At 51.7% G+C, this 16,975-nt stretch carries 18 protein-coding genes and 1 riboswitch; of the genes, 6 read left to right on the top strand and 12 right to left on the bottom strand.

Features of this window, described 5'->3' with window-relative positions:
• Positions 1 to 46 precede the first annotated feature (46 nt).
• Together JNUCC32_RS29100 and JNUCC32_RS29095 are read right to left on the bottom strand one after the other, a co-directional pair.
• Positions 47 to 580: a hypothetical protein gene (locus JNUCC32_RS29100; RefSeq protein ID WP_192570560.1), complete on the bottom strand. Its 534-nt coding sequence runs from the start codon at positions 578 to 580 to the stop codon at positions 47 to 49.
• Between the two features lie 56 nt (positions 581 to 636).
• A complete protein-coding gene (locus JNUCC32_RS29095; protein WP_036663863.1) occupies positions 637 to 1,158 on the bottom strand; it encodes a DUF948 domain-containing protein in 522 nt (173 codons plus the stop codon).
• Positions 1,159 to 1,436: 278 nt separating this feature from the next.
• Between JNUCC32_RS29095 and JNUCC32_RS29090 the strand changes: the two genes are divergently transcribed.
• A complete protein-coding gene (locus JNUCC32_RS29090; protein ID WP_036663891.1) occupies positions 1,437 to 1,601 on the top strand; it encodes a DUF1328 domain-containing protein in 165 nt (54 codons plus the stop codon).
• 122 nt (positions 1,602 to 1,723) lie between these two features.
• On the opposite strand, the gene JNUCC32_RS29085 is transcribed toward JNUCC32_RS29090, so the two are convergent.
• The 3 genes from JNUCC32_RS29085 to JNUCC32_RS29075 form a co-directional block, all read right to left on the bottom strand.
• A complete protein-coding gene (locus JNUCC32_RS29085) occupies positions 1,724 to 3,229 on the bottom strand; it encodes a DHA2 family efflux MFS transporter permease subunit (RefSeq protein ID WP_096776946.1) in 1,506 nt (501 codons plus the stop codon).
• 56 nt (positions 3,230 to 3,285) lie between these two features.
• Positions 3,286 to 3,735, bottom strand: coding sequence for a MarR family transcriptional regulator (locus tag JNUCC32_RS29080; protein ID WP_096776945.1), 450 nt, complete (start codon positions 3,733 to 3,735; stop codon positions 3,286 to 3,288).
• A gap of 256 nt (positions 3,736 to 3,991) precedes the next feature.
• Positions 3,992 to 4,570, bottom strand: a complete 579-nt coding sequence (locus tag JNUCC32_RS29075) for a hypothetical protein (protein WP_192570559.1) — start codon at positions 4,568 to 4,570, stop codon at positions 3,992 to 3,994.
• A 188-nt stretch (positions 4,571 to 4,758) separates the two neighbouring features.
• Here JNUCC32_RS29075 and JNUCC32_RS29070 point away from each other — a divergent pair, with 188 nt between their 5' ends.
• Entirely contained in the window at positions 4,759 to 5,103 is a 345-nt protein-coding gene (locus tag JNUCC32_RS29070; protein WP_009594133.1) for a hypothetical protein, read from the top strand.
• A 108-nt stretch (positions 5,104 to 5,211) separates the two neighbouring features.
• Here JNUCC32_RS29070 and JNUCC32_RS29065 read toward each other — a convergent pair whose 3' ends face one another.
• Positions 5,212 to 6,087, bottom strand: a complete 876-nt coding sequence (locus JNUCC32_RS29065) for a cation diffusion facilitator family transporter (protein ID WP_036663860.1) — start codon at positions 6,085 to 6,087, stop codon at positions 5,212 to 5,214.
• 222 nt (positions 6,088 to 6,309) lie between these two features.
• Between JNUCC32_RS29065 and JNUCC32_RS29060 the strand changes: the two genes are divergently transcribed.
• Positions 6,310 to 6,498, top strand: coding sequence for a hypothetical protein (locus JNUCC32_RS29060; RefSeq protein ID WP_009594046.1), 189 nt, complete (start codon positions 6,310 to 6,312; stop codon positions 6,496 to 6,498).
• 117 nt (positions 6,499 to 6,615) lie between these two features.
• On the opposite strand, the gene JNUCC32_RS29055 is transcribed toward JNUCC32_RS29060, so the two are convergent.
• Entirely contained in the window at positions 6,616 to 8,241 is a 1,626-nt protein-coding gene (locus tag JNUCC32_RS29055; protein WP_192570558.1) for an ABC-F family ATP-binding cassette domain-containing protein, read from the bottom strand.
• Positions 8,242 to 8,449: 208 nt separating this feature from the next.
• Here JNUCC32_RS29055 and JNUCC32_RS29050 point away from each other — a divergent pair, with 208 nt between their 5' ends.
• Complete coding sequence (locus JNUCC32_RS29050; RefSeq protein WP_192570557.1) at positions 8,450 to 8,596, top strand: hypothetical protein; 147 nt, start codon at positions 8,450 to 8,452, stop codon at positions 8,594 to 8,596.
• 90 nt (positions 8,597 to 8,686) lie between these two features.
• On the opposite strand, the gene JNUCC32_RS29045 is transcribed toward JNUCC32_RS29050, so the two are convergent.
• From JNUCC32_RS29045 to JNUCC32_RS29035, 4 genes are all read right to left on the bottom strand, one after another.
• The gene (locus tag JNUCC32_RS29045) at positions 8,687 to 9,718 is read right to left on the bottom strand and encodes an MBL fold metallo-hydrolase (protein ID WP_096776941.1); all 1,032 of its coding nucleotides are present in this window, start codon (positions 9,716 to 9,718) and stop codon (positions 8,687 to 8,689) included.
• Between the two features lie 127 nt (positions 9,719 to 9,845).
• Entirely contained in the window at positions 9,846 to 9,947 is a 102-nt protein-coding gene (gene cydS, locus JNUCC32_RS31870; RefSeq protein WP_015737491.1) for a cytochrome bd oxidase small subunit CydS family protein, read from the bottom strand.
• 5 nt (positions 9,948 to 9,952) lie between these two features.
• Entirely contained in the window at positions 9,953 to 10,984 is a 1,032-nt protein-coding gene (locus JNUCC32_RS29040; protein WP_192570556.1) for a cytochrome d ubiquinol oxidase subunit II, read from the bottom strand.
• Positions 10,981 to 12,333 carry a cytochrome ubiquinol oxidase subunit I gene (locus JNUCC32_RS29035; protein WP_192570555.1) on the bottom strand — a complete coding sequence of 451 codons (1,353 nt, stop codon included), beginning with the start codon at positions 12,331 to 12,333 and terminating at the stop codon, positions 10,981 to 10,983. Before JNUCC32_RS29035 ends, JNUCC32_RS29040 begins: the two co-directional genes overlap by 4 nt.
• Before the next feature lie 356 nt (positions 12,334 to 12,689).
• On the opposite strand from JNUCC32_RS29035, the gene JNUCC32_RS29030 reads away from it, so the two are divergent.
• Complete coding sequence (locus tag JNUCC32_RS29030; protein WP_192570554.1) at positions 12,690 to 13,820, top strand: virulence factor; 1,131 nt, start codon at positions 12,690 to 12,692, stop codon at positions 13,818 to 13,820.
• A 117-nt stretch (positions 13,821 to 13,937) separates the two neighbouring features.
• Positions 13,938 to 14,118, top strand: a riboswitch (Lysine riboswitch).
• A 113-nt stretch (positions 14,119 to 14,231) separates the two neighbouring features.
• Positions 14,232 to 15,683, top strand: a complete 1,452-nt coding sequence (locus JNUCC32_RS29025; RefSeq protein ID WP_015737496.1) for an amino acid permease — start codon at positions 14,232 to 14,234, stop codon at positions 15,681 to 15,683.
• A 74-nt stretch (positions 15,684 to 15,757) separates the two neighbouring features.
• On the opposite strand, the gene JNUCC32_RS29020 is transcribed toward JNUCC32_RS29025, so the two are convergent.
• Positions 15,758 to 16,900 carry a transglutaminase domain-containing protein gene (locus JNUCC32_RS29020; RefSeq protein WP_015737497.1) on the bottom strand — a complete coding sequence of 381 codons (1,143 nt, stop codon included), beginning with the start codon at positions 16,898 to 16,900 and terminating at the stop codon, positions 15,758 to 15,760.
• Positions 16,901 to 16,975 lie beyond the last annotated feature (75 nt).

Raw genomic sequence — 16,975 nt, 5'->3', positions numbered from 1 at the left:
TATAGTCCATTGGTTATTAACCGTAATTCTCAAGGTTGAAACAAATTTATTCACTATAATCGAAAAATAAATCGACGCCTTCGATTTCACCGGTATCCCGGTCAATGTATACCTTAAGCGCATGATGGTTCTCAAGGTATACATCTCCGTCCTCCGCCTTAAAATACGGCTTACCCAGGGATGCCCGGACATGATCGGTTGACATGCCTATATGCTGGCCTTCAACCTGAAAGGACTCGGCAGAGGGCTTGACATGAACATATTCCGTGAAGCCGTTGCGGACTCCAACTTCCATATCTTTATAAAGAAGCTTAGTGGTTCCGCTCAGCCCGTCCTGCTCGATTCGTGCAGGCGTTCCCAGCTTGCGGACGATATCACGCTTGGTATCCGCAAGCGATATCCCGTTTAACGTCCCATAGCCCTCTGAAGAGTTGTCGCCGGTGTGTGCTTGTCCAACATCCGCAGCGGCATGAACTACAGGCGCTTGCCATATCTCGGCAGCAGGCTGCTGCGCTGCCGCAGCACCTCCACCTCCGGAGTAAACCATGAGCCCGACCATCAACAGTGCGACATTCCACATGCGACCTCCTCCTTTCATCATCTTGCCGTGTTATACCCTGGCTTGGCTTAAACCTGTTATCTGGCTTTTTGACGACGGAAACTGTTCCACAGGCCAACTGCCGTGTCCACGTAGGACAGCCAGTTCCGGCTGCGGGACTTTTCTTCCGCTTCCGTCTTCTGATAGACGGCGTCATACGACTGGAACGTGCGATCTTGTGCCGTCAAAGGCACTTCCATGCGGGCGGGCTGCTCTTTCTTCTGCTCTATCCGGGATTGCTTAAAGCGGCTAACCATGCCGGCGGATATTTGCTTCACCGCATAAGTGACTTCGCTTAAAGCTTCTCCCAGGTTTTTGACGGTATCCATAACCGGATCAATTTGTTTCATCTTATGCTGAACATCCACCGTAATATCGTTCGTATTTCGAATGGTCTGCTTCACTTCATAACTCAATTCGTCGACCGTCTTTTGTACTTCCTGAAGCGTTTGTGTTACCTTTTCGAGCGATTGCGTGGCCGCCTTCAATGTCTTGATCAAGAAGAATACGAGAACCGCAAATGCCACGGCAATAATGGCAACACTGATTTGAGTTAGCATACGTTGTCCCTCGCTTTCAAGTTATGTTTGGTTTCGGATACGCAATAGTTACCCTATCCCCAACCTCACGAAACAAAGGGTTCCTTGCCATCCATGCCACTGTTCTCCAGCTTGTTTCATCCCCTGCCGCCCCGGTTAAAGAACACTACGAAGGGCGCTGCGGCAACGCCGATGGCCCCTACCGATCTTCAAATTGGATAAGAGCTCCTTACTTGGAGCAGCATGCGATGACATGCGATCTATCCAATAAAATCGATGAAGAAAGCAGGGTGAATATGATGTTAAAATGGTCCGTAATTTTTCTGGTGGTTGCACTGATTGCAGGGATCTTCGGCTTCTTCGGCATCGTTGAGGCTGCAGCCAGTATCGCGAAGGTTCTGTTCTTCGTCTTCGTTGTCCTGTTTGTGATCTCTCTCTTTACCGGACGCAGACGAAGTATGTGACGGCGTCACATGTTGTTAAAGCCCGTGCATTGAATATACACATAGGAACATGAAAAAGGGTGTCCCTCCGTTGTTAAACGGATGGGACACCCTTTTTATGGCGTGCTTGAATTTGAGGCGGCTTAAGCGTTCGTTGCTGCAGCCTCCCGGCTTCCGGCTGCCTTCGGCTCTTCCGCCGGCTTCGTCTTCTTGATGAAGAAAGCCAAAATCAAGGAAACCACGCTGATCCAGGTGGCAATAACAAAGGCATAGTTAATGCCATAAATCGTTGCTTCGTTGCCCAGCTTAAGCAGGTCGGCCTGATTCTTCGGATCGAACAGTCCCGACTGCATCAAGGCTTCTCCTCGGCTCTCCGCCTGGGTGGACATGACGGTAACGAGGATCGCGGTTCCGATCGAGCCGGAAACCATGCGGAGTGTATTCGACATGGCCGTACCATGGGCGTTCAAGCTCCGCGGCAGCTGATTCAATCCCGCGGTCTGAATCGGCATCATGAGCATCGACATACCGAACATGCGGGCCGTATAGATAATCATAATCTGGCCGTAAGACATCGTTTCGGTCAGATTACTGAACTCCCACGTCGTAATGACCGTTATCGCCAGACCGATAACAGCCAGCCATCTTGCGCCAACCTTATCGAATATCGCGCCCGTGATGGGTGACATAATCCCCATCAGAATCGCGCCGGGAAGCATGAGCAGACCGGATTCCACCGGCGTAAACCCGCGAATCTGCTGCAGATAAATCGGCAGCAGGATCATCCCGGCATACATCGCCATCGTGACGATGACATTGATCAAGGTCGTTAACGTAAACATGTTGTACTTAAATATACGGAATTCCAGCATCGGATTGTCGGCCTTCATTTCCCGCCATACAAACAGGATGAGGGCAACCGTGCCGACCGCAAGGGTCGTCACGACCGGCGTGCTGGACCAGCCGTCGTTCCCGGCGTCACTGAAGCCGTAGAGCAAGCCGCCGAAGCCGAGCGTCGACAAAATGACAGCGATCATGTCCAGCTTGGGCCGGCTGACCTCGGTCACGTTTTTAAGGAAGAAGACCCCGATTAACGTAGCGATAACGGAGAAAGGCAGGATCATGTAGAACAGCACCCGCCAATCGTAATGCTCCACGATATATCCGGAAAGCGTAGGACCGATCGCAGGAGCAAAAATCATGGCGATCCCCATCATCCCCATGGCTTTACCGCGGTTCTCGATAGGGAAAATGTTCAGAAATACGACGGTCATAAGCGGCATGAGAATTCCTGCACCCGCTGCCTGAACGAGGCGTCCGGTTAGAAGGAATGCGAAGTTAGGGCTGATGGCACACAGCAAGGTGCCGATCGTAAACAGCGTCATGGCGCTGATGAACAGCTGCCTGGTCGAGAATCGCGCTATCAGGTAGGCGGTAACGGGAATCAGCACTCCGTTCACCAGCATAAAGCCTGTGGTCAGCCACTGGGCTACCGTCGGTTTGATGCTTAAATTTTCCATGATGCTCGGCAGAGCAACATTCATCAAAGTCTGGTTAAGAATGGCGACAAAAGCGCCAATCATTAATGCGGCAATGATGGGGCCTTTCTTGACAGGCTCGCCGGGGCGAGCAGCAGTATGGGTATTCATCGGAAGCTTTCACTCTCTTTCTAAGTAAGTTCGTTCATATCAATAGCATGTTTGTTCTATGTGGACAGCTGACCTTGGATATACTCAACATTCGTCAAAATTTTGCGGTACAGGGAACTCAACTGCCTAACCTCTTCATCTGTTAGAAAACCATATAACAAATCGCTCAGTTCGGCGCGTTTATTGGCCAACTGCTCGATCAGCTCCCGCCCGAGCGGCGTAATCTCCAGATGGATGACCCTGCGGTCGGTTGTATCCCTTACGCGGCGCGCGAATCCGCCTTCGATCAATTTATCGGATATGCCCGTGACCGCACCGCACGTCACATGAATGGAATCCGCCAAGTCAGACAATCTCAAAGCACCCTGTTCGTGGAGCTTCTCCAAGGCGGTGTACTGAGTTCTCCCAAGCTTAGGGAACCCCTCCTTCTGCCATTCATTCTGCACAGTCCGAAGCATCTTCTTAAATAGCATCTCCAACTCCAGAATTTCATTCCGCATGGACATGTATTTTTTTACACTCCTTTAATGGTCCAGCACTCCTTCAATAGAGACACCCTCTCCTTCGCCTCTAAATACTTTAGTACTAAAACATTTATTTCTAAACATTTACTGATTATAGTAGGGGATCATTTCAGTGTCAATGTTTACATATATATTTTTTTCATAATTACTTTCTGAAAATAATGCTTTATCATGAAAGAAAATGCAAAAAGACCCAGACATCGTTTCCTTGTCTGAGTCTTTAGCCGATTCTCTTGCTTTACTTAAACAACGAAGGAATCGACATCCAATCCATCGTAAAGTTCAATTCCAGGCCATCGGACAGAAACTTAACATTCTTCACGGTTACCAAATCCGGCAAATAGTCCTTCAGCGAAATTTGAATGGGGTCAAGCCGGAACACATTCAGCGGAATCTCAACGCCACGAATCGTTGTCGATTCATGCGCCAGGTGAAGATAGCTTCCCTCGGCTGACATCTGGAAGCGCAGGACGGCTCCAAACGGCAATACGCCCCATTTTCCGTTCATGCGGGCTGTCATGGTGGTACCGTTCATTACGAAATCGGCTCCGGTTATATCGACGCCAAGGTCATGCGTGCTCATATATTTTACCATGTTCTTCTTGCTGAGTTCCCCGACTTCCTCCGTGCTTAGTTTCATGCGGGTATCCCGGTTCGACACCATGGTCATCAATTTGTCCTTGAAATCAACGGATCGATAGCGCATATCCAAGGATTGCGTAGGATAAACAAACCAGACTGCCGCACCGATGATCACAAGCAACAAGACAAGTATTCCCAATAGGAATCGCCCGGTTCGTTTCTTTCGGCGTACCATCCAAAGATCCCTCCTCCCAAAGGATTTCCCTGCTGGAGCAGGGCTTTTCCCATCCCCAAAGTATATAGGAATCCTGGAAACTTGTCACGATTTGAGAATTGTACCCAACTTTCTTGGTTCAAAACATCCAAATGGTGGTTATTACGATATTGTCAAATACTACTTCGGTCCCAAGGAGGAATCATTCCATGAAAAAAACGCTAAGCATTACTGCAGCCCTAGCACTCACCCTGTCCCTAACCGCCGTAGCAAGCGCGGATCCGATTAACGGTACGGTATCCAACACTTCAGGACCGGCTCCGATCTCGGTAGAAGACCCGATCATCAAACCTGAAGAAGTCGTGATCGTACCGACGCCGATGATTGAGCTTACAAGCAAAACTTACTTCTACAACGCTCCAAACGGCGAAAAGCTTGGTGCCCTGGCTCCGCAAAAGCTCGACACCACCGGCAATCGTTACGATGTCATGCTTGGCGGGGAATGGGTTGAAGTATATACATGGCTCGGTAAAGCTTGGATTTATGTAGAGTAATCGTGTATGGCTATCGGGCTTCATGATCCTTCATGCACCCCGGCATGTTAAATGGCAGGTCAAGAGAATCTTGGCCTGCCATTTTTATACCTGCACATTCGGTATCCCTTAGGAGGATCCCTTAGGCTCCACATGAATATGGACGCTCATAATATTATGAATCTTCTCCATCTGCTCTTCGATTCGGTCACTGATCTGATGCCCCTCCAAAACGCTGATATCCGGGTCTACCTCGATGACGACATCCACCAATACATGATTGCCGTGGATTCGGGCTTTCATATCCTTGATTCCCTCGACACCGGGCGTACGGGCAATCGTGCTGCGCAAATCCGACAAACGGTTTTCATCAAAGCCGTCGGTGAGGCTATAGGTACAATCCCTGAATATTTCCCAAGCCGTTTTGCAAATAATGACGCCAACCGCTACGGCCGCCACGGTATCCAGCCAGGGCAGGCCGAATTGTGCGCCGATGATGCCGACAGCGGCCCCAACGCTGACGAGCGCATCGGACAAGTTATCCTTGGCCGCTGCCATCAGCGCCTGGTTATCGATGCGCCGCGCAAGGTTCCGATTGTAACGATATACGCCCAGCATCGCAACGGCACAGATGCCGGCTACGCCGGCAGACCATAAATTCGGCACTTCCTTGGAGCCTTCAAAAAAAGAACGGACGGCTTCAACCAGCACTTGGATGCCCACGACCGCCATGATGAAGGAGGCCACCAGCGCCGCGATCGTCTCCGCCCTCAAGTGTCCGTACGCATGATCGGAATCCGGCGGCTTCTGGGAAATCCGCAGCCCGATCAATACGGCGAGCGATGCCACGATATCCGTCAGGTTGTTGAAACCGTCGGCGAGCAAAGCACTGGATGCAAACAAGTATCCGCAGAATATTTTAAACGATGACAATACGAGGTAGGCCGCAATGCTGATCCAGGCCCCTCGCTCCCCTTGTTTGATGTTATCATAGGCATTCACTATATGCGTCTCTCCTTTGCTTGCTCCGTGCAGACTTCAAGCGATATCCATCATTATCCATATTTAATCCTAGCAAAGGTCTTTCGTGTGGGTCTAGAGAAACATAATTGCTTCGGTCAAAGAACCATGGACGTAGAAAATGGTATTAATCATTGTTACCCTTGCCGGACGATTTAAAAACGAATAAAATGAGGACAAGCGAACACGAAGAGGAGGGTGATTTCTATGCCCGAGAATAATGAGCCACGCAAAGTGAATTTGGCTGATGCGATCAAGCAAAAGCTGGAACAAAAGAAACAGCAAAATACATCCGCGAACAAGCCGGGGCAATTCCAAGCCGGTTCAGCGCAAAAAATGAAAAGCCAAAACAACAAAAAGCCAAACAACCAGCGTCGTCGTACCGGCGGTTCGTAAAGAGCCGATCCGTACCGCACGCCAAAAAAATGCTGCATCTCCCATACCCGGGAGGTGCAGCATTTTTAATGAAAAGGCGGGATGACAGCTTATCGCCATCACCCCGCCGCTTAATTTTTAAACTTCAACCGGGTACATGCTTTCGCGAAGCCCCTTGATCTCTTCACTCTCCAGATACTCGTCATAACTCATGCTGCGGTCGATGATGCCGTTAGGCGTAATCTCGATAATCCGGTTGGCAATCGTCTGAATGAACTGATGGTCATGCGAGGTGAACAGAATCGTTCCGTCGAAATCGATCAAGCCGTTGTTGAGCGCCGTGATGGACTCCAGATCCAAGTGGTTCGTCGGCTCATCGAAGATCAGCACGTTCGCGCCGTTCAGCATCATTTTGGCCAGCATGCAGCGAACCTTCTCGCCTCCGGACAATACGCTCGCTTTCTTCAGCGCTTCCTCGCCCGAGAACAGCATGCGGCCAAGGAATCCGCGCAGGAACGTTTCGTCCTGATCCTTGGAATATTGGCGCAGCCATTCCACGAGATTCAGGTCGACTCCGTCGAAATAAGCCGAATTGTCTTTCGGGAAATATGCTTGAGTCGTGGTTACGCCCCAACTGTATTCGCCGGCTTCCGCTTCGGTTTCGCCGGTGATGACCTGGAACAAGGTCGTTTTCGACAAGCCGTTTGGCCCGACAAACGCAATTTTGTCACCTTTATTCACGACAAAACTCACGTTGTCCAGCACTTTCTCGCCTTCCACGCTCTTCGTCAAGCTGTCCACGGTCAGCAATTGTTTGCCGGCTTCGCGTTCAGGCTTGAAGTTGAGGAACGGATATTTACGGTTGGATGGACGGATATCGTCCAGCGTAATTTTATCGAGCTGCTTCTTCCGGGATGTCGCTTGCTTCGATTTCGAAGCATTCGCGGAGAAGCGCTGAATGAAGGCTTGAAGCTCCTTGATCTTCTCTTCCTTCTTCTTGTTGGATTCGCGCTGGAGCGCGAGGGCCAGCTGGCTGGATTCATACCAGAAGTCGTAGTTGCCGACATACAGCTGGATTTTGCCGAAATCGATATCCGCAATATGCGTACATACCTTGTTCAGGAAGTGACGGTCATGGGATACCACGATAACGGTGCCTTCATAATCCATCAGGAAGTTCTCGAGCCACTGAATCGATTCGAGGTCCAAGTGGTTGGTAGGCTCATCGAGCAGCAGGTTATGCGGCCGGCCGAACAATGCTTGGGCCAAGAGAACGCGGACCTTCTCGTTGCCGCTCAGCTCCGACATTTTCTTGTCGTGCAGCTCACGCGGAATTCCGAGGCCGATCAGGAGCGCAGCCGCATCCGGCTCGGCATCCCATCCGTTCAGCTCGGCGAATTCGCCTTCCAGCTCACCCGCACGCATGCCGTCTTCTTCGGAGAAGTCGGCTTTTGCATACAGCGCATCCTTCTCTTTCATGATGGTATACAGTCTGGCATGACCCATGATGACCGTCTCCAGAACCGGATACTGGTCATATTCATAGTGGTTCTGCTTCAGAACCGCCATCCGTTCGTTGGGAGTCATATGAACCTCGCCTGAGTTCGGTTCGATCTCGCCGGAGAGGATTTTTAGAAATGTAGACTTACCCGCCCCGTTAGCGCCGATGAGGCCGTAGCAGTTGCCCGGGGTGAATTTTATATTGACATCTTCAAATAGTGCTCGTTTGCCATAGCGGAGCGTTACGCCGCTTGTACTGATCATTAAGCATTACCATCCTTTATCACTATTGGTTTCAGCACATTATAGCATAAGTACGGCGGTTATCGAAGCTTCTGGACGATATAAAACGGTTTTAAACAAATATAACCTCCTGCATGGGCCATTTCATGCTGACCAGCCACAGGAGGCCGACGATCAAAGATTACATTTTTTCCAAGTTTCATAGAACCGAGGCGTTTCTATTAATTAGATGAAACCAGTCGGACCGGATCCGCTGTCTTACCGTAGTCTTCACCGGGAATCGATTGACGATCCCGTGCAGTTGGCTAAGAAAAACGCTGCTGCCGCAAGAGCGGTCGGCATTTGGCCCAAAACGATGACGATTAGAAGGAACTAATAAATGGGCCCGAAAGGTTATACGACCTTTCGGGCCTTTTTAGGCAGTCTGTAGTGTGTATGCCGATCGGAATCGCTTCTTGGGTTTCCGTTACGAAGTCACGCTTCTTCGTTCCGGCTGAACCTTGAAGGTTTCCCCGTACTTCAAGACGCGAATCCGCTCCTTGGCAATCCCGAGCCGCTTTCGTTCCGCTTCCATCCGGTCCAGCGCTTCCCTGGCCGTATCATCGGCCAGCTTGAAGGTCCCGTAATGCATCGGAATCATCGTCTCCGCCTTCACGTCCTGAAAGGCCTGCAGCGCCTCTTCCGGATTGACGTGCTGAGACGTCATGAACCACTCCGGCTCGTATGCCCCGATCGGCATTAAAGCTAGGTGAATGTTGAACCGTTCGCCGATCAGCTTAAAACCCTCGAAATAACCGCTGTCTCCGGCAAAATACAAATTCGGCGGAAGCAGTCGGGTACCGTCCTCTGCGACGGGTTCGTTATTGCATGGCGATTCATCGGAAGAACTCGAATCCGTCTTTCCATCCTGCAGCACGGGCTCCATCACGAATCCTCCCCAATGGGACGTATTCGTATCAAACGGTGTCCGCCGCGTCCAATGCTGTGTCGGCACGAAGGAGAATTTCACGCCTTTTATGGCGACCGATTCCCACCACTGCAGTTCGATCACGCGGCGAAAGCCTTTATTGATCATTTTCCGACGCAGACCGACCGGTACAATGATGGTGGTATCCGCACGGTACAGCTTACGAATCGAGGAAACATGCATATGGTCATAGTGGGAATGCGATATCAAAATGACATCGATCGGGGGGATCTCATGAATGGGAAGTCCAGGTTCCCCAAGGCGCTTATTAAACCCCATTCTCCGCGCCCATACGGGATCAGTCACAATATTCATGCCTTCGTATTGAATGAAGAACGTGGCGTGCCCGATCCAGGTAACGGAGGTTTCGTGCCGGTTGCTATGCAAATACTGAAGATCCGGCGTCAGGTTCGGAATGCAGTAGGAATAATCCTTCTTCTTCTGACGACGTTCGTCGCGCCACTGCTTGAACTGTTTAAGCGTTTTGTCCGTGCTGACGTTATCGATATTGTTATAGCGAATTCTTGGCATGCAGCCTCCTCCTTCCATTACCCTGTATTTTACCCGTATTGAGCTATCCGCTCAACTTTGCGCTATGTTGTTCTTTTTACACCGAATGATTCTTGGCGAAACAGCCCGGATTTATTTTGTCCATCCCTCAATCCGAAGGGTCTTTATACTTGACGACGTAAATCGCCATAAAGGCTACGGCAGCCAGTACCGTGAGCAGCGGTGCTATGAAAATGCCGAAGTCCTCCACTTGCCTCACCCCTTCTTCGCGGATTTGCCGCGAATGTAGTTCGCATCGAACAGAAACAATCGCATCAGCAGGATCAGGGAAGGCACCAGCACGCAGAAGCCGAGAATAAACGCGGTAATCAAAGCGATGGCCATCGTATCGTTGGTGATGCTCTCATGAATGTGAATGTAATCATAGAGAATGTACGGCAGATGCGAGCGACCATATCCGTACCAGGCAAAAGCGAATTGAAGCATGACCATGATAAATGCGATGCCAAGGCGGGTGCGTTTCCACACGAGGTATACCGCGATCACAAAGCAGACGAACGACGCGATAAACATCCAGGCGATATCCAGCATTTGCCCAAAATGGACCGGATTCTGATGGTTGATCTGGAAAAACGCGAAAACCGAAGCCAGGATCGTCGGCCCGCTCCACCCCAGTGCATAACCCCGGACTACGCCGAACGCCACCTCATCCCCGGCACGCTGCGCGTAATAGGACAGGAACATCGCCGAGATGTACAGAACGCTGACAAGGGCAAGCAGAATGACCGACCACGTGTACGGATTCGTGAAGAACGTGTACCAGTGAAGCTCCACCTTCCCGCCGTCCATATAGATGATGCCGCCTTCGGAGATGGCCAATATCGTCGACAAGGCGGCAGGAATGAGCAGCCCTGTCGCTCCGTATAGTCCCATGTATACGATATTGTTGCCCGTCTGGCTGCCATACGTATGATAGGCGTAGTAAGCGCCTCGGATGGCAAGCAGCACTAGCGCCAAGCTGCCCGGGACAAGCAGCGCGGTACCATAATAATAAGCGGCATCGGGAAAGAATCCGACGAGCCCGACCACAAAAAAGATCAGGAACACGTTGGTCACTTCCCAAACGGGGGACAGGTATCGCTGGATGATATTGTGGATCTTGTTCTCATGTCCGGTAAGCACGCTATAGAAGCTGAAGAATCCGGCACCGAAATCAATCGAGGCCACCAGCAAATAGCCGAACAGGAACGTCCATAGAACGGTTATGGCTACCATGGCATAGCTCACTTGCGGTCTCCTCCTTCGATTTCGAGTCCCAGCAGCCGGATTTCCTCTTCCGCGCTTTTATTCCGGAACAATTGGCTCAGCACGCGGATTGCGGATACGGACAAGACCAAATACAGTAGAATAAACAGCACCAGCATCCAGCCGACGCTCGATGAAGTGGTCGCCGCATCCGATACCTTCATATAGCCCCGCACAATCCACGGCTGCCTTCCGATCTCGGCAAGGAACCAGCCCAGCCATATGGCTGACATCGATAAAGGCCCTAAAGCCAATATACTGAGCAGCAGCCACTTTGGGTAAGGCTTTTTGCCAGGAAGTTTCCTTCGGAACATATACAGGAGAGGAATCAGAACGATCACGGCGCCGCTGGTCACCTTCAAATCAAAAAAATAATGCACGGACATCGGCGGTCTCTCGTTCTCCGGAAATTCATTCAGGCCGATGACCTCCGTACTGGGGCTGTTCCCTGCCAGTATGCTAAGCGCGTACGGAATCTTTAACGCATACTTGATTTCGTTATTCTCATCCAGAAAGCCGCCGTAAATGAGCGGGGCTTGTCTCATCGTTTCAAAATGCCACTCGGCGGCCGCCAGTTTCTCGGGCTGGTATTTGGCCAGGAATTTGCCGGAAAAGTCTCCGATCATCACGGTGGCCACGGCAAACACAAAGGTGGAAACGACGGTGAGCTTCAGCGCTTTCTTAAAATAGACGTGCCTGCTTCCCCGAAGTAAGCTGAAAGCCGCGATGCTGGCCAGCGCCGCTGCGCTTGTCGTAAACGCCGACGCCAGCACATGGCTCACCTTGGTCGGCGTCGCCGGATTGAACATGGCCACGAACGGATTCACGTTCGTAAACACCCCGTCCACCAGCTCAAAGCCCTGCGGCTGGTTCATAAATGCATTCATGCTCGTGATAAAGAATGCAGAAGCGGAGGAGCCGATCGCCACGGGAATTAGCAGCAGCAAGTGGGTCCATTTGTTTTTGAACCGATCCCACGTATAGAGATAAATGCCAAGAAAGATCGCCTCCACAAAAAAAGCGAAGGTTTCCATGAACAGCGGCAGCGCAATGGCCTTACCGGCTACGCGCATAAAGGTGGGCCACAGCAGGCTGAGCTGCAAGCCGATGGCGGTTCCTGTCACGACGCCGACAGCTACGGTAATCACGTATCCCCGCGCCCAGCGCCTGGCGAGCAAGGTATAATGGTCGTCCCCCGTCCGGATCCCCCTCCACTCCGCCAGAGCCAGCATAATGGGGATCCCGACGCCGATGGTTGCCAGAACAATATGTACAAACAGGGTCAGTCCGGTCAGTATCCGGCTCATCAGTACTGGATCCAGTGATGACATCAGGTTCACTCCTCGGGTGTGTTATCCAAAATGATGCATGTAGCGCAAATATCCTTTCACGGCCCCGTACAGCATAATGGCCGCCACGATAAAACATAGAATCGCAAGCTTTTTCTCCTGCTTCCTGTACATCGACAGCCTAGCCTCCCTTATGTATTTCGGACTTCCTGCAAGGGGTGCCGCCCTTCGCCGTAATTCTTTGAAAAACATGAATGAATTCCATCCAACATTATCAGTTTTACAAACCCTTCCTCTTTTTATCCAAAGTCCGGTCAATTTGTTGGAATCCTGTGCATGATGTTTTTTCCGGCATGGAAAAGAGGTACAATAAGAGGATAAGGAGGCGATAAAAACCCATGAAAATTACATTCATTGAACCAACCCCGAGCCCGAACTCCATGATGCTTCATCTTGACGAAACCCTGGAGTCCGGAATTCGCAGAACATATACACTAGACAACGAACGGTCGGCTCCTCCCTGGATCAGGCAGCTGCTCCATATCCCTGGCGTAAAGAGCGTGTTCCACACCCTCGATTTCATCGCGCTCGACCGTAAAGGCAACGCCGATTGGCCTTCCATTCTGGGCGCCGTTCAGGAAATATTCGGCCAGGAGGGACTCGCCGCCGGACTCAAGGAAGACGCTGATGATATCGCATTTGGGGAAGCCCAGGTGTTCGTGCAATATTTCCGCAATATTCCGATGCAAATTCGTGTCAAAAGCGGGAATCAGGAAGAACGTATCGGTCTGTCGGAGCGCTTCTCCCAAGCCGTAGCCGCGGTAGGGACTTCCTCGCTTATCAAGGAACGCAAGCTCAAGGAGTACGGCGTACGCTACGGCCAGCTGGAAGACATCGCCCGTGACGTGGAGCAGGAGCTGGAAGCCGCATTCCCGCAGGAGCGCCTCGATAAGGTCATTGCCCAGGCGATTGCCCACGGTGCCAGCGACGAGGATTTCGTCGAGCAGCGCCGGAAGCTGACGGACGAGGAAACCGAGGCCGCGATGCAGGATGAGGACTGGCGCGTACGTTATGCCGCGCTGGATGCGCTGGAGCCGACGGAGAAACACATTCCGCTGCTTCGCAAAGCGCTTCGGGATCCGAAGATGCAGATCCGACGGCTCGTCGTCGTGTACTTGGGCGACCTTCGGACGCCTGAAGCGATGGAGCTCCTGTATGAAGCCATGCGCGACGAAACGCCGGCCGTTCGCCGTACCGCTGGAGATACCTTGTCCGATATCGGCGATGCCGCCGCTACCCCGGTCATGGTCGAATCGCTCAAAGACAGCAGCAAGATCGTTCGCTGGCGTGCAGCCCGCTTCCTATACGAAGTCGGTACGGAGGAAGCGCGTTCCGCCCTTGAAGAAGCCGCCAACGATCCGGAATTCGAAGTAAGCCTGCAGGCGCGAATGGCGCTGGAGCGCATCGAATCCGGCGAAGAAGCTGCCGGAACCGTCTGGCAGCAAATGGCTAAACGGAATCAATCGTAATCGCTGGCGGAAACCGCCTTGAACCGTAAAAATTAACCATTGCTTCTGACATGGAATGTGATTTATACTTAGGACTCTCTTGTTAGAATTGAATATACAGATAGCCTCATCATTCCAAGATGAGGTAGAGGTTGCAGACATGATCAGTAGTTGTGCCGAGGCAAAGAGAAGCCGGTGAAGCACAGTGAAAGGCATGAATGCCGAAGTGCAGGGTATCCTCTTGTATCCTGTGCTGGGGCCGTTGTCGAAAGAGACGGAACTGTCACGGGGGATTTCCTCGTGTTGTGCTATCTTCATGGAGGGTATGATGCGGATACGATCAAGACCGCAGGTATAGGACCTGCGGTCTTTTTGTTCTAACAGGGTATATTTTAAATATCATTTCTTAATGTATAGAAGGAGTGTTCGACCTTGAATCGCAAAAAAGCACCGGCTGCTTCGCTTAAGCAGAGCTTTAAAGCCCGTCATATGACGATGATCGCCCTTGGCGGATCAATCGGTACGGGCCTGTTCCTGGCAAGCGGAACGGCCATCGCCTCTGCCGGTCCGGGCGGAGCGCTTATCGCGTATGCCGCCGTAGGCCTCATGGTTTACTTTCTGATGACCAGCCTGGGCGAACTCGCTACGTATCTTCCGGATTCCGGCTCATTCAGCACCTACGCCTCCCGGTTTGTCAGTCCCGCCTTCGGATTTGCCGTCGGCTGGAACTTCTGGTACAACTGGGCCGTTACCATTGCCGCCGAGCTCGCGGCGGCGACGGTTATAATCAAGTTCTGGTTCCCGGACAGCCCGTCATTTCTCTGGAGCCTTCTGTTCCTGGCGATTATGTTCGGCTTAAACATTCTATCCGCCAAAGGATACGGCGAATCGGAATATTGGTTTGCTATCATTAAAGTAGCGACCGTCATTGTATTTCTTATCATCGGCGTTATGATGATTTTCGGTATTCTTGGCGGCGAAGCAGTCGGATTCAGCAACTTTAGCCTAGGCGACGGGCCGGTACACGGCGGATTCTTCGCGCTGGTCGGCGTGTTTATGGCTGCAGGCTTCTCCTTTCAGGGAACCGAGCTGATCGGGGTAGCCGCTGGCGAAAGCGAGAATCCGAGAAAACATGTGCCCAAAGCCATTCGTCAGGTTTTCTGGCGCATCCTGATCTTCTACATTTTCGCCATTTTTGTTATCGGCATGCTGATCCCGTACACCCATCCGAGCTTGCTTCAATCCGGGGTCGACAATATCGGTGTCAGCCCATTCACCCTGGTGTTTGAGAAAGCCGGCCTTGCGTTTGCGGCTTCCGTAATGAATGCGGTCATTCTCAGCTCCGTGCTGTCTGCCGGCAACTCCGGGATGTATGCCTCGACCCGCGTCCTGTATGCCATGGCGAAGCAGGGCATGGCTCCGAAATGGCTGAGCCGCCTGAACAGCCGCGGCGTGCCGGTTGCAGCCCTGATCGTAACCTCCGCCGTGGGCATGCTGGCATTCCTGGCCTCCTTCTTCGGCGATGGCGTCGTTTACGTGTGGCTTCTTAACGCCTCCGGGATGTGCGGATTCATTAACTGGCTGGCGATTGCGGTGAGTCATTACCGCTTCCGCAAAGCCTACGTTGCCCAAGGCAAGGACCTGAAGGATCTTCCGTTCCGTGCGCGCTGGTTCCCCTTCGGCCCCATCTTCGCTTTCCTGCTCTGTCTCGTGGCCATTATCGGTCAAGGCAATTTCAGCGGGGAGATCGACTGGTTAACGATCATTGCCACGTATGTCAGCATTCCGTTGTTCCTCTCCATCTGGTTCGGCTACCGCTTGATTAAGAAGAGCCGCATCGTGCCATTGGATGAGTGCGATTTGAGCACGGATGCCAAATCATAATAAAGACGAACAAGCATAAAAAACAGCTTCCTCCCGTTGTTGGGAGGAAGCTGTTTTTCATTTGGCACGGACATCTACCATATGATCTGCACTCTAAGATCACCCGTGTTTTCAAAAGCATTGTGGTAATACTTGATGGACCCCAGATTGTTCTTTAACTGCAGCTGCTGGAGCACGCTCACAAGCTCTCGCTCGCTCCCGTCAAACCGGAATACCAGCTTACGGCTGCCTTCCGCCTTCGCTGCCTTCACCAGCGGCTGAAGCTGAAGGTGGGAGCTGACGATGGCGCGGGCATCGTATAACTGATACTCCAGATCCTTCTTAATCGCTTCATATGATCCCGCTTTCGAACGATCCTTCGCGGCCAGCCCGGCCAGCGTGTTGCGGTAAAGCGTATTTGCCTTCGGATAGGATTTCACCCAGGTATGATCCCGGCCCATCTGCTCATCCGTTCGGAGGTAATATGTGTAGGATACCTCGTTGTCACGATCAGGAACGGGATCGTTCCACGTCGTGTCCAGGTGGTACCATTTGCCATCCAGAAGGACCAGATTCCAGGCATGGAGCTGGCCCTCTGGATTGTCGGAGGCGTAAGCCGTACCCTCCACGATTTTGTTCTGAATCCCGGCTTCCTTCAGCAGCTTATGCGTTAATAGAGAATAACCCTGGCATACCGTGCTCCCCGTGTAAAGCCCGTCATAGGCCGTATATTTCGTAAGCGTCGTATCGTATTTCAAGTTGCGGACAACCCAATCATGGATGGCTTTCACCTTCTCATGATCATTCATGCCCGGCTTGATGATCTGCTTCAAAATGCGGTCGGTATGCTGGTTCACGTAGTTCGTCTGCTCCGCGGTCTCGCGATAGCTCAACCGGACGGTAACATTGGCGGAACTGGATGTTCCACGATAGTCGTAGCTATAGCTGGCAATGGTGTAATGGATATAAGGATCACTGGCCATCGCCTGATCAAGTGCGTCTTTTAGCTGCGATTTCAGCGATTTGGTCTCGCCCTGGTAAACAAAACGCACCGTCGATTGCCTGTCGCTCATCGCTGTCAGCAGTTTCTGCTGTATCGCATGGACCGACTTCACGACCGCTTTGTTGGAAGTGGCATAGACATCACTGAGATTAGCTGGTTCTGGTACTGCTGCAACGGTTACCGCCAAAGTCCCTATGAACAGTAATTTAACGATCGTTCCTCGGCTTCGTTTCATCGGTACACCCGCCCTTCATCTTCCTCATCCGTATGCACCATCATTGTAACACATAACATCAGGGCTTAAGGGTTC

It is taken from the genome of Paenibacillus sp. JNUCC32 (assembly GCF_014863545.1).
In the GTDB taxonomy this organism is placed as follows: Bacteria; Bacillota; Bacilli; order Paenibacillales; family Paenibacillaceae; genus Paenibacillus_AQ; species Paenibacillus_AQ lautus_A.
The sequence above is the reverse complement of the archived record's forward strand: the minus strand, read 5'-3'. Positions and strand labels throughout refer to the sequence as shown.

What these genes read in the sequence shown, in the direction of transcription:
- JNUCC32_RS29100 (WP_192570560.1), bottom strand. Translation starts at nt 580, where the DNA reads ATGTGGAATGTCGCACTGTTGATGGTCGGGCTCATGGTTTACTCCGGA.
- JNUCC32_RS29055 (WP_192570558.1), bottom strand. Translation starts at nt 8,241, where the DNA reads ATGATCAGTACAAGCGGCGTAACGCTCCGCTATGGCAAACGAGCACTA.
- JNUCC32_RS29060 (WP_009594046.1), top strand. Translation starts at nt 6,310, where the DNA reads ATGCCCGAGAATAATGAGCCACGCAAAGTGAATTTGGCTGATGCGATC.
- JNUCC32_RS29095 (WP_036663863.1), bottom strand. Translation starts at nt 1,158, where the DNA reads ATGCTAACTCAAATCAGTGTTGCCATTATTGCCGTGGCATTTGCGGTT.
- JNUCC32_RS29050 (WP_192570557.1), top strand. Translation starts at nt 8,450, where the DNA reads ATGAAACCAGTCGGACCGGATCCGCTGTCTTACCGTAGTCTTCACCGG.
- JNUCC32_RS29020 (WP_015737497.1), bottom strand. Translation starts at nt 16,900, where the DNA reads ATGAAACGAAGCCGAGGAACGATCGTTAAATTACTGTTCATAGGGACT.
- JNUCC32_RS29045 (WP_096776941.1), bottom strand. Translation starts at nt 9,718, where the DNA reads ATGCCAAGAATTCGCTATAACAATATCGATAACGTCAGCACGGACAAA.
- JNUCC32_RS29085 (WP_096776946.1), bottom strand. Translation starts at nt 3,229, where the DNA reads ATGAATACCCATACTGCTGCTCGCCCCGGCGAGCCTGTCAAGAAAGGC.
- JNUCC32_RS29090 (WP_036663891.1), top strand. Translation starts at nt 1,437, where the DNA reads ATGTTAAAATGGTCCGTAATTTTTCTGGTGGTTGCACTGATTGCAGGG.
- JNUCC32_RS29080 (WP_096776945.1), bottom strand. Translation starts at nt 3,735, where the DNA reads ATGTCCATGCGGAATGAAATTCTGGAGTTGGAGATGCTATTTAAGAAG.
- JNUCC32_RS29075 (WP_192570559.1), bottom strand. Translation starts at nt 4,570, where the DNA reads ATGGTACGCCGAAAGAAACGAACCGGGCGATTCCTATTGGGAATACTT.
- JNUCC32_RS29035 (WP_192570555.1), bottom strand. Translation starts at nt 12,333, where the DNA reads ATGTCATCACTGGATCCAGTACTGATGAGCCGGATACTGACCGGACTG.
- JNUCC32_RS29030 (WP_192570554.1), top strand. Translation starts at nt 12,690, where the DNA reads ATGAAAATTACATTCATTGAACCAACCCCGAGCCCGAACTCCATGATG.
- JNUCC32_RS29070 (WP_009594133.1), top strand. Translation starts at nt 4,759, where the DNA reads ATGAAAAAAACGCTAAGCATTACTGCAGCCCTAGCACTCACCCTGTCC.